The organism is Variovorax sp. 679 (assembly GCF_003952185.1).
Classification (GTDB): domain Bacteria; phylum Pseudomonadota; class Gammaproteobacteria; order Burkholderiales; family Burkholderiaceae_C; genus Variovorax.
Genome location: NZ_RXFS01000001.1, coordinates 161,534 through 176,903 on the forward strand (window position 1 = coordinate 161,534; position 15,370 = coordinate 176,903).

Consider the following 15,370-nt stretch of genomic DNA (forward strand, 5'->3'; position numbering starts at 1 on the left):
ATGAGCGTCGTCCTCTCTCGCGACGGATTTCTGTCTACGATGCCGGACGTGCCCTTCTCCCGGGTTCATTCAACACCTCGATGGGAAAAGGCATACGCAAGAAGGCATATGCCTTCAGAACACCCCTTGCAGAGCATGCAAAGCAATTGAACGGCATCCCCGTTGCAGGAAGGACCGAAGGACATGACAGTCAAGCGAATGGACAACGTGCTGATCGTCGTCGACGATCTCGAAGCGGTGAAGGCGTTCTTCATCGAACTGGGCCTCACGCTCGAGGGCCAGACCACGGTCGAAGGGGCCGCTATCGGAAGCCTCATCGGGCTGGGAGATGTCCGGGCCACACTCGCAATGCTGCGGACTCCCGATGGGCAGGGAATAGAGCTGGACAAGTTCCACACGCCGGATGCAATCAGGTTCGGGCCCGTGGATGCGCCAGTGAACGCCTTGGGTCTTCGTCGCGTCATGTTCGCCGTCGACAACATCGATGCCGTCGTTGCGCGAATACAAGCCCATGGCGCAGAACTCATTGGCCGGATGCAGTACGGGGAGTCGTATCGGCTAGCCTATGTTCGCGGGCCCGAAGGCATCATCGTCGGGCTTGCCGAGCAGCTCGGCTAGGGCAAGAAAAAGCCCCTGCCGCCCGACAAGCGGACGACAGGGGCAAGGGCTGCATCAGCCTTTCAGCCCAGCACCTCGGTCACGATGCCGGCGCCGACGGTCCTGCCGCCTTCGCGCATCGCGAACCGCATGCCGTTCTCGATGGCCACGGGCTTGTTCAGCTCGAAGCTGATCTGTGCCTGTGCGCCCGGCTCGACCATGCCGGTCTCGGTGTCGACGCGGATGACACCCGTCACGTCGGTCGTGCCGAAGAAGAACTGCGGCTGGTAGCCCGAGCCGAACGGCGTGTGGCGACCACCTTCGTCCTTGCTCAGGACGAAGATCTGTGCGCGTCCCGTCCTGTACGGCTTCAGCGCACCGGGCTTCACCACAACCTGGCCTCGCACGACATCGTCGCGCTTGACCCCGCGCAGCAGCAGCCCGACGTTCATGCCGGCCCGCGCTTCGGCGACGTCCTTGTGGAAGGACTGCACGCCGGTCACCACGACCTGTTCGTCGCCGTCCGAACTGAGCCCGACGATCTCCAGGCTGTCACCGACGCGGATCACGCCGCGCTCGACACGGCCGCTGACCACGGTGCCACGGCCCGTGATGGTGTGCACGCCTTCGACAGGCATCATGAACGGCGCGCCGTAGTCGCGCACCGGATCGGGAATGCACGAGTCCAACGCGCCCACGAGCTCGACGATGCATTGCACGTCAGGGCCTTCGAGTTCGCCGCGTTCGGCGGCGGCCAGGGCCTTCAGCGCGCTGCCGAAGACGAAGCGGGCATCGCGGTAGCCGTGCGCAGCCAGCAGCGCGCCTATCTCCATTTCGATCAGCTGCTCGATGTCCGCGCGGTCGCTTTCCGCGACGAGGTCCATCTTGTTCACGAACACCACCATGTGGCCGACGTTCACCTGGCGCGCCAGCAGCACATGCTCGATGGTCTGCCGCGCCGCGCCTTCGGTGCCGTCCACCAGCAGGATCGCGCCGTCCATCTGCGAGGCGCCGGTGATCATGTTCTTGATGTAGTCGGCATGTCCCGGGCAGTCGATGTGCGCGTAGTGGCGGCTGTCCGACTCGTACTCGACGTGCGAGGTGTTGATCGTGATGCCGCGCTCGCGCTCTTCCTTCGCGTTGTCGATCTGTCCATAGGACAGAGCGCGGCCGCCGATGCGTGCAGCCTGCACGAAGGTAAGAGCAGCCGTCAGCGTCGTCTTGCCGTGGTCGACGTGACCGATGGTTCCGACGTTCACATGAACCTTGTTCATCATGTTTTCTCCAGTTTGAGAGTTGAAAAGCCATCCGATTCGCTGGCCAGGCGAAACATCCGGCGGGTTGTCGGCGCGCGCGCCAGACTCGGGGTGCCCGCCATGCGGGCAAAAGAAAAAAGCCTGCCGGGTGGACCACCCGACAGGCTTTCTTCTCTTGCCTGAAGGATGGACCTCCAGGCGCACAAGGGCCAGGAGGCTCTACACGAACCACTCCGCGAAGTCGAAGGACAGCACTGCGCTTGCAGCGCGTGCGGCGAAAGGCAGTTCTCGTTCGGTGCTCATGTCCATATCTCCAGCGAAGCAGGCGGAAAACAAAAAACCCGGTGGCTTGGGGCCTACCGGGTCTTGTGAAACTCAGGAGGCCGAGCCTCCGGGTGCAAAGGCTCTATCTAGGAAAGCAATTCGGCGCCAAAAGCGCGCAGCGAAGCCGCCGCAAAGGTGCGGGTCATCGATGCGTCTTGCGCGGTCAGGAACTGCTTCATGGGTTTCTGCTGCGGCTGGTTGCTGGCCGCAGTGCGATGGTTGATCTTCAGGGGCGCGAAGGCTAACACCGCCATCGCGATCCGGCAACAGGAGCGTTGCACGCATGCAGCAGCGGGATTTCTTCACCGGCTCTCCGGAACCGCTCTTTCCATGGGCTATGCTGCGCGGCGTTTTTTGAACTTGGAGTGAATCGATGGAAGATGTGAAGATCCTTCAGATCATGCCCGCCGAAGGGTGGGTCGCTGTGTACGACGGCGGCGATGAAGGAGAAATGGAAGAGCCGCTGGCCTGCTTTGCACTGGTGCAAGTCGACTACAAGAATGGCGATGGCATCCAGACCGAAGTGCGCGGAATGGCGCCCGACGAAAAGGTCATGGGGTTCGTGGAAGACGCCACCAACTTCGTGACGGTCCGTCGTGCTGAAGAAGCCGAATCGGAAGACGAAGAGGACGGTGAAGCCGACGAATAGGTTTTTCCTGGCAGCGCCGGGACCTCGAAGACAGACACGAACGGACCCTTGAGGTCCGTTTTTTTATCGAAGGCAAGCAGCTGCAGGAACTGCCCCCATCCACGTCGAGGACAGCGAGCCAGATAAGATAAAGGACTGACTTTTGCCACGCCGCGCTGGACCGCGTGCCGCCGGCTCTCGATCGACCTGCCCAACTCCTGCCGCCCCGCAAATTCGCCGATGAGAAACGCCCTGTTCCATCCTTCAATCTGGGTAGGCATCCACATGAGCCTTGCCGCAACGCTCGCCGGCGCAACGGCGGGCGTGCAAGTTGAAAGGATTTCGCGGGACATGCCCGCAGGCGTTGCGCTCCCGGGGCCGGAGGAAGTTCTCCCCGCAACTGCCGCATCCAGCGCGCCCACCACAGGAGCCGCCTGGCTCACCGAGCGAAGAATCAACGCCGTCCGCGCTCAATGGCCCATCGAGGATGACTCCTTGCGCCTCGTGATCATGCATTGGGGTTCCGCCGTGGGCATCGAGGTGCGCTGGGACAGCACTCGCGACTACACGATCACGCCCGAGGCGCGCGCCGGCAAATTCAGCGGATCCTTCAAGGATGCGTTGTTTCAGCTCGCGCAGAAGTATCAGATGCTGGATGCACCGCTGCTGCTCGAGTTCTCGGAGGACGGCACCGTCCTTCACGTGCGTGATCAGGAAAGTACCCGGTAGGTCCGTCGCCCCGATCAATCAGGCCCGCGGATCGAACAACCACCGCCGCCGCACCTAGATCTCGCTGAGCACCCCGAAATCACTGTCGCCCTGCTGCACGGCATTCACCAGCTGCACCCGGTTGCGCGCGGCGAAGCGGCGGCGCAACTGGCGCATGTGGTAGTCCACGGTGTGGGACGACAGGTCCAGCCGGTTGGCGATTTCCTTGTCGCTGCGCCCCTGCAGCAGGTGCTGCAGGATGTCCTGCTGCGTGGCCGAGATCTCGATGCGCCCCGCACCCGGCGCGCCGACGATGCGCGTATGGCGCGACACGTACTCGTGCACGCCCAGGCCCAGGATCAGCCCCTGCCCGATCACGCTGTCGCTGATCCAGTCGCTTCCGGGCCTGCGCGACAGCAGGCTGATCACCGTGTGCTGGTTCACGTGCGTGGGAGATGCCAGGCGAAACAGCAGCCCGCTGCGGATGCCGCTGGCATACAGGTCATCGAGAAACCGCTGCCGGTCTTCGCTGAGCTCATCCGATGTCTCCACCGCCAGGGCCTCGAGCTGGGCCACGTCCCACGCCAGCGGAAGGCTCGACGCGGGCACGCCCTGCTGCCGGAGGTCGACGCCGCAATGGTTGTGCGCGAAGTAGCGCTTCGTCCATTCGGGGTTCGCGTAGGCGGTGAAGAAGCTCAGCGGCCACCAGTGGCCCCGCATGTACGCCACCGTGCCGTAGCCCAGCCAGTCGAAATCGAGCGCATGGAGCATGCTGCGCACCAATGCCGTGCGGGCTTCGTTGCTGGGCGCATCCAGCAGGTCGCCGACTATGGCCGGCACGCCGCCGGCATGGGGCGGTGCGCTTCGCGGCAGGTACAGATGTTCTTCGTCATAGAACTGCGGCACCGGATTGGCGGGTTGCTGCTCCGCTTGCGACCGCGACACCGGATCGAAACCCTGCGCCTCGGACGACGACGCGGGCGAGGCACGATGAAACAAGGTAGACAGAATCATGGAAGGCCTGATGGATGTACCGCCATGCCGGAGAGGGCTACGGACTTGGGCCAAAGTACCGCAAGGGCCTTGTCATCGCCTTGTAAATTTTTAGCTTCCAACGCATTTGCCGGCTCCAGGGTGGGTGGCGAACGGCAATGGCCCGCGGCCCGCGCATCCAACTGAGTACCTTCGCCTGAACAACGCGCGTCCTGCGAGGGTGCGCGCCCGGCCGAGGCTTCACAGATGCCGGCGGCACTGGCATGCTGCACATCGCGCGAGGCAAACGCCCGACCTCCGCACACACCCCGGTCCTCCATGGCACTGCCTGCCTCCCAATACTGGCGAGACGCGGATCTCGCTGGTCTTCAATTCACGATCAACCGGTTTCGCCATCGCGAAGTCCGGCCGCACCGGCACGTGGGCTTCACGCTCGCGGTGGCCGACACCGAGCTCCAGGTGCGCAGCGGCACGCGCGTCACCGTGGTGCCGCCGGGCGCACTGTTCCGGATCGCGCCGCATGTCTGGCACTCGGTGCAGGCGCGCTCGCACGCCTGGCGCGAAGACGCCCTCTTCTGCAGCCTTGCCGTGGCGCGCTGCATCAGCCCCGCGGACGATGCCCTGCCGCTCGCGCGCGTGGAGAACGATGCGGGCGTCTCGGTGTTCATCGACGCCGCCGCCGCGCTCGAATTCCTCGAATGCCACCGCCTGCTCTTCGTTCCCACGAGCACCGGCGACCCCGAGGACATCGCGGCGGGCCGCGCACTGCTGCGCCGGCGCCTCGCGCAGTGGCTCCCCGCTCCCTCGCCCACGGAAAACGATTCCCTCGACGCGGAACGACCATTCCCCGACAGCGGCGACGAACGCCTGAACCGGCTCTATGCCCTGATCGCATCGGGCTTTCATCAACGCATGACTCTCGACAGCCTGGCCGATGCGGTCGGCTGGCACCCCGTGCACGTGCAGCGGCGCTTCAGCGCGGCCTGGGGCTTCACGCCGCACGAGATGCTGGTGGGCCACCGCATCGAGTACGCGCGCGACCTCATCGCCGGCGGCGCCCACGTCACCTACGCGGCGCATGCGGCGGGCTTCACAGACCAGAGCCATCTGCACAAGACCTTCATGAGCACCTACGCCGTGCTGCCGGGCGACTACCGCAGGCTCGCCGCGCTCGACGCGCTGCAGCCGCTCTCGGCCAGGAACGGCATCGCCGGATAGCTCGCGACGCCGGCTTCATCCGAGGCCCTGCGCCCAGCGCAGCAGAGTGGCTACAGGCGCATACAGCGAACGCGGAATCGGCTGGTCCACCGGCACCTCCGCATAGATGCGCTCGGCCAGCGAAGGCTCGAACTCCATCGGCACCAGGCCCTCGCCGGCAAAACGCCGGATCTGCGCGGCAACCTCGCCCTCGCCGCGCGCGATCACGCGCGGCAGGTCGGTCTCGCCCAGGTACTGCAGGGCGACGGCCGTGCGGGCCGAATGGATAACGGCCGAAGCCATGCGCACGCGATCGCCCAGGCTGGCGTACACAGCCTCGAAGTGCGCGGAGCGGCGGCGCGACTGGTTGATCGGGTCGCCCTCCACTTCCTTGTACTCCTGGCGGATGTCCTCGATGGACATGCGCTGCTGCTTCATGAACTCGAAGTGCTCGTGCGCATAGTCCACCGCGGCCATCAGCGCGAAGATCACGACCGACCACCCGAAAGTCACGAGCACCATGTGGGCCGCGGCGGTCATGATGGCGGCAGGGTTGGCATACCCCAGCTTGAGCGAGGTATCGACGAAACCGCGCACCACCACGAACATCAGACCCGCGAGCAGCAGCGTCTTCAAGCTCATCTTCAGCAGGTTGATGAGGTTGCGCGTGGAGAAGATGCGCTGCAGCCCCTGCGCCGGGTTCATGCGGTTCACGTCGGGCTTGAGCCGCTCCCACGCCGCCACGCCCCCCACCTGGGCCAGCGAGCCCGCGATGCCGGCCACGGCCGCAATGGCCATGATGGGCAGCGTGCCCCACGCAAGGGCCTCTCCCGTGTGCAGCAGCAGCTCGGCGAAGCGGTCGTCGGGCTGCGTCAGCAGGCTGGTGCTGGTGGCGTGCAGCCAGAGCTCGCGCAGCAGGCTGTAGAGGGCACCGCCTCCGAGCCACATGCAGACCACGACCACGGCGAACACGACGGTCGATGCCACGTCGCTGCTGAACACCACCTCGCCGCGCTTGCGCGCGTCGCGCAGCCGCTTGGGCGTGGGGTCCTGGTCTTTCTCCGCCATGGCGCTAGAGCGTGGCGCGCAGGAAGTCGAGCACGCCGTTCTCGGGCCGCAGGAATTCCTGCAGCGACTCGTACACGAAGAAGACGAACAGCAGCATCATCAGATGCGCCAGCAGGCTCTTGAGCGGCTGCGAGAAAACGAACACGTTGAGCTGCGGCGCCACGCGGCTGACGAGGCCAACGCCCAGCTCGACCAGCAGCAGCACGAAGATCACCGGCGAGGCCAGCTTGACGATCCACAGGAACAGCGTGTCGCCCTGGCGGATCGCGAACTGCTCGATCACCAGCCCCAGGTTCGGAAAGAACGAGGCCACCGGCCAGAGCCGGTACGAGTCGACGACAACGCCCAGCATCGCCAGCAGCCCGCCGGCCGAGACGAACAGCGTGATCACCATCCAGCCGAGGAACTCGCCCGTGGGCCCGTTCTCGTGGCCCGCCACGGGATCGAAGAACGACGCGTTGCTGGAGCCGGTCTGGAAGTCGATCAGGTCGCCCACGCTCTGCACCGCCCAGATGAAGATGCCGAAGCCCAGGCCCAGCAGCAGGCCGATGAAAGCCTCCTTGCCGGCGATGAGCACCCAGGTGCCGATGGAGGCCACCGGCATGTCGCCCGCCACGGGCGACATGAACAGCGCGAGCATCAGCAGCAGGCCGTTGCGCACGGTGCCGGTGAGCATGCCGCCCGAAAGAAAGGGCACCACCGCGAAGATCGCGAACAGCCGCGGCAGGGTGAGCACCACCGACGAGAAGAACCTCTCGAGGCTGGCCAGTTCGATGGAAGCATCCACGGGCAATCCGTCTCTCTCTCGTCGTCTGGTCGTCGCCCCTAGGCCCGGCGCCGCGCGGCCCATGCCTGCGAGGTGGCTTCCTCGGTCGCGTCGTCGAGCCGGAGTTCGCGCAGGCGCAGTTGCTCGCTGCGTGCGCGCTGCAGCATCTGCTGCGCCTTCTCGACATCGCCGCTGGCGGCGCGCAGCTTCTGCCGGCTGGCCTCGAGCGTGTTCTCGCGCAGCGCATGGGCCTGTCCGGCCTGCGCGGCGAGTTGGCCGGCCTCGGCGATCCGTGCATCGAGCGCCGTGCTCCAGGCGCCCGCGTGCCGCAGTTGCGCAACGCTGCATTCCCCGTGCGAGAGCGCGCCGTTCGTCGCCAGCCAGTGCGCAGCCTTGTTCTGCACCTGCTGCTGCTGCCACGCTTCGGCCTGCCGGAGCTCGGCGTGGCTCTGTTCGGCGGCGGCCCGGTCGCGCGCGACGACGCCCATGGCCGCGGTCTTCTGGCGCTCCCGCACACCCACCAGCAGTTTCCAGTCGACGCCGCTCATCGCGCGGGCTCCCCGGTCCAGCCGAACTGCCGCAGTGCCTCGACCGATTGCGCATAGGGCAGGCTCGAGTCCGGCGGCTGAGACAGGAATTCGAGCATCGCCGATCGCGCGCCGATCGCCTCGTCGGCCAGCGCGTCGGCGCCGGCCTTGTATTCGCCGATCTGCACGAGCAGCTCCATCTCCTGGTACTTGGCCAGCAGGCCGCGAAAATGCGCCGCCGCCGCGCGGTGCTCACGCGAGGTCACCAGCGGCATCACGCGGCTGATGCTCGCGAGCACGTCGATCGCCGGATAGCGGTTGGCCGCCGCGACCTTGCGCGACAGCACGATGTGGCCGTCGAGGATGGACCGAACCTCCTCCGCGATGGGGTCGCTCTCCTCGTCGCCCTCGGTGAGCACCGAGTAGACGGCGGTGATCGAGCCGGTCCTGCCCTGCCCCGCGCGCTCCAGCAATTGCGGCAGCATCGAGAAGATCGACGGCGGATAGCTGCGCCGCGTGGGCGGCTCGCCGCTCGCGAGGCCGATCTCGCGCTGCGCGCGTGCGAAGCGCGTGAGCGAATCGACCAGCAGCAGCACCTTCTTGCCCTGGTCGCGGAAATGCTCGGCGATGGTGGTGGCCACGTAGGCCGACTTGATGCGCTCCATCGGTGGCCGGTCGGAGGTGGAAACCACCATCACCGTCTTCGCCCGCCCCTCGGCGCCGAGGTTGTGCTCGATGAACTCCTTCACCTCGCGCCCGCGCTCGCCGATCAGCGCGATCACGTTCACGTCGGCCGTCGCGCCGCGCGCGAGCATGCCCAGCAGCGTGCTCTTGCCCACGCCCGGCGGCGCGAACACGCCCACGCGCTGCCCCTCGCCGAGCGTGAGCAGGCTGTCGACCGCGCGGATGCCGGTGGGCAGCGGCGCCTCGATCATGCGGCGCGCCAGCGGGCTCACGGGCTCGCGGTGCACCGGCAGCAGCGTGCGGGTCTTCAGCGGCCCCTTCTCGTCGATGGGCTGGCCCAGCGCATCGAGCACCCGCCCGAGCAGGCCCGCGCCGACGGGACAGACATGACCGCGCCCCGTAGGCAGCACCTCGGTCAGCGCCGAGATGCCGGTGATCGGCCCGAGCGGCGTGAGGATGGCCGTGTTGTCGCGAAAGCCGACCACCTCGGCCAGCAGCGGCGGCTCGCCCGGCGTGACCAGCTCGCACAGCTCGCCCACATGGGCCTGGATGCCCGATGCGTCGATCAGCATGCCCACCGCCCTGCTCACGCGCCCGCGAATCGTCGCCGGCGTGACGCGGCCCAGTGCCAGCTCGAGCTCGGCGACGATGCCCAGCGCCGCGTCGGACACCGGATTCACTGCTGCCCCTCCCCGGCCTCGCCGAGGCCGCTGCGTTCCACCGCGCGGCGAAAGGCCTCGAGCTGCGCGTCGGCGCCGATGTCCAGCACGCCGGACGCCGTCTGCAGCACGCAGGCACCGACGGGCAGCGCCGCGTCGGCCACGAAGTGCACGGTCATGGACCAGTTGGCGTCGCTGCGTAGCCGCGCGACCACGCCGCGCAGGATCGCCTCCTGCGCGGGCGCCACGCGCACGGTGATGAAGGGCTCCTGGCGGATCAGCGTATCGACGCGCAGCAGCGCCGCCTCGAACAGCGCCGCCGGGTCCGCGTCGGCAATGAACTGTCCGACGGCCTTGACCACGATCTGCGCCATGGACGCGCGCAAGGCATGGAGCTGGCGCTCGGCCGCCACGGTGTCGGTCACCAGTTGGGTCGCATATTCCGTCCTGGCCTGCCGCAGACCTTCTTCGTAGCCCTGCCTGCGGCCGGCCTCGGCATCCTGCGTGGCCTGCTGCACGATGCGACGCGCCTCGCGCCGCGCGGTCTCGACCACGGTCGATGCGTCGAGCAGCGCCGCGTACTCGTGTTCCTTCAAGACCTTGCGCTCGCTCAGGAGCTGCAGGTTCTCGGTGGTGATCAGAAAAGCCAATCCCATTGCGGCAGTCTTTCGGGAACGATGCACGAGAGCATCAGTTCGTTGAGTTGCAGGAGCTGGCGCCGCTGCAGCGGCGGCACGCCGAGCACCGAGATGCGGCGCGGCAGCTTGTGTCCCAGGCGGCGGCGCACCACGTCGCCTTCGGCGGCAGCCGCCGCCAGCAGCAGCCGGTAGCCCCGGTCGACCGCGACCCGGCCCGCGGAAAGCGGCCACTGCTGCAGCGCGGCGTTGTCCATGCGCAGCTCGGTGAGCTGCGGCACGCGCTCGAGCAGGAACTCCACGGCATCCGCATCGAAGCGGCGGGCCTGGCGGCGGATCTGCGCCCCCGCTCCGCCGCGCAGCCGGAACAGCGGCAGGTGCACGCAGAAGCCCAGGTAGGCCGCGAGCCGGCGCAGCGCGGCGCCGTCGAGCAGCACCACGCGCTTGAGGCGGGCATCGAAGTTGTAGTCGGCGGCACCGTTCGCCGGCCCCTGGCTGCGGCGAAGCTGGCCGGCAAGAACCGTGCGGCCCGCTTCCCCCAGCCGCGCCGGAATGCGGTGGCGCGCCGGCCAGTCGGCGGGCAGCCAGCTCGGATGCAGGTCGATCTCGGGATGCAGGTTGAAGCGCATCACCAGCCGCACGAGGTCCATCGGACCGGGCGCGGCCTGTGCGGTTTGGGGGTCGACGGAAGGAGCGGATACCGGCATCGCGTGTCAGCGCCTGAGCACCTGGCGGCGCGCCCAGTTGCGCCAGTCCACGCCCTGCCTGCGCAGCAGCACCGGCAGCACCATGAGGCAGACGGCGGCCACAAGCAGCAGGCCCAGCAGCACCATCGCGGTCGAGGCCGGGAACAGGCCCAGCACCATCGGGCGCTCCCTGGCGCCGCCTGCCAGGGCGGCCGCCGACACCGCCGGCCGGCGCGCCTCGAACAGCGACAGCGACACCTGGTCGTGCGTCAGCCCCTCGATGCTGTGCGCCACCATCTCCTTCACGGCCGGGGCCAGCAGGCGGATGTCCACATCGGGCCGGTGCTTGATGAACACCGCGGCCGACGACGGCCGCGTCTTCTCGCTGAGCGGATCGTTGGCCGGGATCACCACGTGCACGCGCGCGGACACCACGCCGTCCACGTTGCGCAGCGTCTGCGACAGCTCCTGCGAGACCGCATAGATGTAGCGCATGCGCTCCTCGGAGGGCGTGGACACCAGCCCCTGCTTCTGGAATACCTCGCCCATGGTGGCGAAGCGCTCGTGGGGCAGGCCCTGGGCGCGCAGCACGTCGAGCGCGGCGCTCATGCGGCTTTCGTCGACCTCGACCTGCCAGTTGCTGCCCTCCACGCGGCTCTTGGCCGCATCGATGCCTTCGGACGACAGCGCGGCGACGATCTCGTTGGCCTCCTGCTCGTTGAGGTTGGAATACAGGCCGACCTTGCAGCCGCCCAATGCCATCAGCAGGGCCAGCGCCGCGAGCCAGCGGCCACGGCGCGGAATGAATGAAAGGGTGCGCGACAGCAGCTTCACGGCATCCTCACTGCTGGTTCTTCAGCAGGGTGCCGAACAGGCTGGTGGCGGCGCTCGCCAGGCCCGTGGAAATGTGCATCTTCGCGAACATCATGTGCGCCTCCATGGCGTGGTCGGTCATCGCGAACATGGTCTTGATGGGGTCGGACATGTCGATCGACTCGAGCATGCTGTGGCGCATCTCCTCGTAGGAGCGCACGTTGCCCGAGAGCTGGGACGCGAGCGCCTTGGCGGCATCGCCCAGCGCGCTCGGCGCAGCCACCGCGGACGGCGGCGCCTGCACGCCCTGCATCATGTTGGCAAACATCCGGGTCTCGCCCGGATCGAGGCGCGAAGGGGCCGCGGACTGCTGCGGCGCCGCGGGCCCGGACACGCCGGCCGGCTGCGCGCCTGCCGCGACCAGCGCGGTGGGATCGGTCATGGTTCACCTCTTTCGGGGGTCCTTGGGGAAAAGGGCCGCGCGATGCACCCCGGGGGCACCGCGCGGACCTGCTTACGAGGACTTGGCCGACTGGCGGATGTCGTTGCCGGTGGACTTGGCCACCTCGCCGCCGGCGGCGCTCGCACCGTTGACCGTGTGCGCGGTGGAGGCCGCGCCCTGGATGCTGGTGGAGGCGGCCATGCTGGCCGACATCAGCCTGGCGTTGTCCGCCGCGGCCTGGTTCATCTGCTGGATAGAGCTGTCAACTGCGCCTGCCATGTGTATCTCCTGGTCAAGAAAGGATGATTTACGAGGGTTGAAGCGCTCCGTCCCGGCGGGACGGAGCCATTCCACGCGGCGCACGGATGCGGCGCCGCATGAAATCCGGGGTGCGCGCGAGGAGGACCTTGCCTATGGCCATGCCTCACCTCCCGCGCCTGTTGTTGTTGTTGCTGTCGGGCACGCCGCCGCTCAGGACCAGCCCGTCGGCGTCGATGCGCTTGAGTTCTGCGCCGGAGCGCAGCACCGAGCCTTCGTAGTACCGGCTGCCGTTGGACAGCTGGATGTGGCGCAGGCCGTTGCCGTCCTCGGTGATGCTCACCATGCGCGCCGGCAGCACGCTCTGCCAGCCGTCCCACTGCGTGCGCAGGTCGGTCTCCTTGGGCTCGGCCGCGGGCTTCTCACGGTACTGGACCTTGTCGGAGACCAGCACCGACGGATGCAGGTCTTCGCCGAGCCTGCGGATCTTCTGCCGCACGGCCGCGTCTTCCACCGTGCCGGTAAGCACCAGGCGGCCCTGGCCGGTGTAGGTGACCGCCACGCCGGGGTCGCCCACGTAGCGACGCGCCTGCTCGACCATGTCCTCGGCCGAATGCACGTTGACGCTGACCTGGCTGCCGAAGGGCTCCATCGCCTGCTGCAGGGCCTCGCGGCGCTGCCTCGACTCGACATAACCCTTCACGCCGAGCCGGCCGCCCTGCGCGGCCACCACTTCCACCTCGGGGAACGGCACGAGCGCCTTCTCCACCGCGGCCAGGTCCACGCGGGCGGTGCGCCGCGAACTGGCGCCCGCATCGCCGAGCGACACCGCGGCCAGGCCGACGAGCGCCAGCAGCGCCATCACGCCGCCCGCCCAGTAGCCCAGGCGCCGCGATCGGGCCGTCGACGGGCTCGCCTGCGCGAGTACATCGGGCTGCGCCGCATGGTCCGGAGCGAACATGCGGTCCTCGCGCACGCGGGTCGCATAGCTGCGGTCGAGCTGGAAGTCGATCTGGCCCAGGCTCACCACGTCGCCCGCGACCACGCTCCTGCGCGGCTGCCGCATGTCCTCGCCGTTGAGCCGCGCCGAGGCCGTTCCCAGGCGCTGCATCGACACCACCAGTTCGCCGACGGTGAACGCCAGATGGCGCGGCAGCACGTCGCCGCCGGGCAGCATCACTTCGCAGTCGCCGCCCGAACCCAGCACGTTGAGGCCGGGCTTGAGCGCGATGGTCCGTCCCTTCACCGCGCCGCTGAGGAAGCGCAGGCACCAGCCGTCGCCCAGCGCCGCCGGGGCCGGGCCGGCCGCGGGCTGCTCTTCGCCATCGAGGGAGATGTCGTCGTCCTGATCGCGCACGTTCAGCCTCCCACTTCCGGCAAGGGCAGCGTCGGCACGTTCGCCGTGGCGCCGGGCAGCACCAGGCGTGGCGTCAGCAGGTAGAAGCGCTCCATGTTGGACTGCTTCTTCTCGGTCGAGCGGAAGAGCCCGCCGACGCCCGGAATGTCCTTGAGCAGCGGCACGCCCGTGACGGCATTGCTCTTCTCTTCCGACGAGTAGCCCGCGATCAGCAGGCTCGCGCCCTCCTCCACCAGCGCCTGCGTGTTGACGGTGCGGCGCCGCACGATCGGGATCTTGTCGACCGACATCGGGCTGAGGTCGCCGTCGACGATGTCGATGGACATCATCACGCCGCGGGAGGCCTTCTCGTCGATGACCAGCGGCGTCACCCGCACGGCGGTGCCGGCCGTGATGCTGAACAGGCCCGCGTCCTGGAAGCCATCCACCCGCACGTAGAACTCGCTGAGGTTCTCCAGCACGGCCTCGGTGTTGTCCAGCGTCATCACCTTGGGGCGCGCCACGAAATTCGCGTTACCGTTGGTGGCCAGCGCGGTCACGCGGGCCAGCAGGTAGTTGCGCGCGCTGTTGCCGATGGCGGCGGTGAACATGCCGCCCAGAGGCGTGAGCGGATTGCCCGAGCCGTCGGAGCTGCCGATCTGCCCGGCCTCGCTGCCCGTGCCGCCCCAGGTCAGCTGCCCGCGATCGCCGCGGCCCGTCTGGAAGTCGGCGTGCCGGCCGTGCAGGCGCCAGTCGATGCCCAGGCTGTTGAGCGTGTCGGAGCTGATGTCCATGATGGTCACTTCGATCTCCACCAGCCGCGGCCGCACGTCCATCGACTCGATCAGCTTCGCGTACTGGGCCATCTTGTCGGGCATGTCGCGCACCAGCACCGCATTCATTCGCGTGTCGGCCTGGAACTGGGGCAGCTCGCCGCCCGCGATGCCCGGGACGCCGCCCTGTGCGATGGCATCGCCGCCACCGCCCCCGGCGATCTCGACCTTGGGAGCGTTGATGGTCTCGCCGCTGCGCAGCTTGATCTGCCGGTTCGGGCCCAGCGACATGCCGCCGCTCATGCCCCGGGGGCCGCCGCTGCCCGACGGGGCATTTCCGCTGGCGCGGCCATAGAGGCTGCGCAGCACGTTGGCCACGCCGGGAATGACGGTTTCCTTGCCGGAGCGGTTGATCCGGAAATCCGACGCCCACGCGTACTTGAGCGGGAACAGCCGGATCTCGGCGCCTTCGGCCATCGCGCTCTTCTGGTCGGCCAGCTTCACCGCCTGGCGCACCATCTCGACGTAGCGGCGCGGCCCGGTCACGTACACGCTGGCGTCGCGCTCGCTGATGCTCAACGGATAGCGCTCGTCGGAGATGTGCAGGCGCACCAGCGTCTCGGCGATGCGCCCCGCGTTCTCGGCCGCGATGGGCAGCACCTCGCTCTTCGCGTCGGCGGCCAGGTCGATGAACAGGAAGGCGCCGTCGAAGTACCAGGTCAGCCCGTTGACCGCGCACACGCTGTTGAGCGTGGCCAGCGCGGAGCCGGCAAACTTGCCGCTGATGGCGCCGGCCACCTTGGTGTCGATCACCGCCGTGACGTTCTGCGAAGACGCCAGCTCGCGCAGGAAGTCGGCCAGCGGCTTCTCGTTGGCGACGATCTGGAACGGCCGGTTGCTCCAGCGCAGCTCGGCCGCGCGAGCCGGCGGCTGCACTGCCAGCAGCGCGAGGGCTGCGCAACCCCACAGCACGAGGCTGCGCGGGCTGAAGGCTTTCAGGCGCGGGGCGGGCATGTCGAA

Annotated in this window: 17 protein-coding genes; 4 read left to right on the plus strand and 13 right to left on the minus strand. The window is 67.9% G+C overall.

From position 1 onward, the window contains the following. The first annotated feature begins 183 nt into the window (after nt 1–183). Entirely contained in the window at nt 184–618 is a 435-nt protein-coding gene (locus EJO71_RS00820; protein WP_125947248.1) for a VOC family protein, read from the plus strand. A gap of 62 nt (nt 619–680) precedes the next feature. Here EJO71_RS00820 and tuf read toward each other — a convergent pair whose 3' ends face one another. Beyond that, nucleotides 681–1,871, minus strand: coding sequence for an elongation factor Tu (gene tuf, locus EJO71_RS00825; RefSeq protein WP_125947436.1), 1,191 nt, complete (start codon nt 1,869–1,871; stop codon nt 681–683). A gap of 679 nt (nt 1,872–2,550) precedes the next feature. On the opposite strand from tuf, the gene EJO71_RS00830 reads away from it, so the two are divergent. Both EJO71_RS00830 and EJO71_RS00835 read left to right on the plus strand, forming a co-directional pair. Continuing rightward, complete coding sequence (locus EJO71_RS00830; RefSeq protein WP_125947247.1) at nt 2,551–2,826, plus strand: hypothetical protein; 276 nt, start codon at nt 2,551–2,553, stop codon at nt 2,824–2,826. Nucleotides 2,827–3,045: 219 nt separating this feature from the next. Then, nucleotides 3,046–3,534: a TcpQ domain-containing protein gene (locus tag EJO71_RS00835; RefSeq protein WP_125947246.1), complete on the plus strand. Its 489-nt coding sequence runs from the start codon at nt 3,046–3,048 to the stop codon at nt 3,532–3,534. A gap of 54 nt (nt 3,535–3,588) precedes the next feature. Here the strand turns inward: EJO71_RS00835 and EJO71_RS00840 are convergent, their stop codons facing one another. Continuing rightward, nucleotides 3,589–4,527, minus strand: coding sequence for a LuxR family transcriptional regulator (locus EJO71_RS00840; RefSeq protein ID WP_125947245.1), 939 nt, complete (start codon nt 4,525–4,527; stop codon nt 3,589–3,591). Nucleotides 4,528–4,824: 297 nt separating this feature from the next. Here EJO71_RS00840 and EJO71_RS00845 point away from each other — a divergent pair, with 297 nt between their 5' ends. After that, nucleotides 4,825–5,724: an AraC family transcriptional regulator gene (locus EJO71_RS00845; protein ID WP_164546733.1), complete on the plus strand. Its 900-nt coding sequence runs from the start codon at nt 4,825–4,827 to the stop codon at nt 5,722–5,724. Between the two features lie 15 nt (nt 5,725–5,739). On the opposite strand, the gene EJO71_RS00850 is transcribed toward EJO71_RS00845, so the two are convergent. From EJO71_RS00850 to sctC, 11 genes are all read right to left on the minus strand, one after another. Then, nucleotides 5,740–6,771, minus strand: a complete 1,032-nt coding sequence (locus EJO71_RS00850) for an EscU/YscU/HrcU family type III secretion system export apparatus switch protein (protein WP_125947243.1) — start codon at nt 6,769–6,771, stop codon at nt 5,740–5,742. A gap of 4 nt (nt 6,772–6,775) precedes the next feature. Further along, the gene (gene sctT / locus EJO71_RS00855; RefSeq protein ID WP_093200056.1) at nt 6,776–7,558 is read right to left on the minus strand and encodes a type III secretion system export apparatus subunit SctT; all 783 of its coding nucleotides are present in this window, start codon (nt 7,556–7,558) and stop codon (nt 6,776–6,778) included. 38 nt (nt 7,559–7,596) lie between these two features. Beyond that, nucleotides 7,597–8,085 (minus strand): serine kinase, encoded by a 489-nt coding sequence (locus EJO71_RS00860; RefSeq protein ID WP_125947241.1) that lies wholly within the window; start codon nt 8,083–8,085, stop codon nt 7,597–7,599. Next, a complete protein-coding gene (locus EJO71_RS00865) occupies nt 8,082–9,428 on the minus strand; it encodes a FliI/YscN family ATPase (protein ID WP_125947240.1) in 1,347 nt (448 codons plus the stop codon). The genes EJO71_RS00860 and EJO71_RS00865 overlap by 4 nt, the downstream gene beginning before the upstream one ends. Beyond that, nucleotides 9,425–10,063 carry a type III secretion system stator protein SctL gene (gene sctL / locus EJO71_RS00870; RefSeq protein ID WP_125947239.1) on the minus strand — a complete coding sequence of 213 codons (639 nt, stop codon included), beginning with the start codon at nt 10,061–10,063 and terminating at the stop codon, nt 9,425–9,427. The genes EJO71_RS00865 and sctL overlap by 4 nt, the downstream gene beginning before the upstream one ends. After that, entirely contained in the window at nt 10,045–10,749 is a 705-nt protein-coding gene (locus tag EJO71_RS00875; protein WP_125947238.1) for a type III secretion system protein, read from the minus strand. The genes sctL and EJO71_RS00875 overlap by 19 nt, the downstream gene beginning before the upstream one ends. 6 nt (nt 10,750–10,755) lie before the next feature. Beyond that, nucleotides 10,756–11,562 (minus strand): type III secretion inner membrane ring lipoprotein SctJ, encoded by an 807-nt coding sequence (gene sctJ / locus EJO71_RS00880; protein ID WP_240651265.1) that lies wholly within the window; start codon nt 11,560–11,562, stop codon nt 10,756–10,758. Between the two features lie 7 nt (nt 11,563–11,569). Continuing rightward, on the minus strand, nt 11,570–11,983 hold the full coding sequence (locus EJO71_RS00885; protein WP_125947237.1) for a hypothetical protein: 414 nt from the start codon (nt 11,981–11,983) through the stop codon (nt 11,570–11,572). A gap of 72 nt (nt 11,984–12,055) precedes the next feature. Further along, a complete protein-coding gene (locus EJO71_RS00890; protein ID WP_021004014.1) occupies nt 12,056–12,262 on the minus strand; it encodes a hypothetical protein in 207 nt (68 codons plus the stop codon). Nucleotides 12,263–12,407: 145 nt separating this feature from the next. Beyond that, nucleotides 12,408–13,598 (minus strand): FHA domain-containing protein, encoded by a 1,191-nt coding sequence (locus EJO71_RS00895; RefSeq protein ID WP_240651264.1) that lies wholly within the window; start codon nt 13,596–13,598, stop codon nt 12,408–12,410. A gap of 2 nt (nt 13,599–13,600) precedes the next feature. Then, complete coding sequence (gene sctC / locus EJO71_RS00900) at nt 13,601–15,364, minus strand: type III secretion system outer membrane ring subunit SctC (RefSeq protein WP_125947236.1); 1,764 nt, start codon at nt 15,362–15,364, stop codon at nt 13,601–13,603. Between the last annotated feature and the right edge of the window lie 6 nt (nt 15,365–15,370).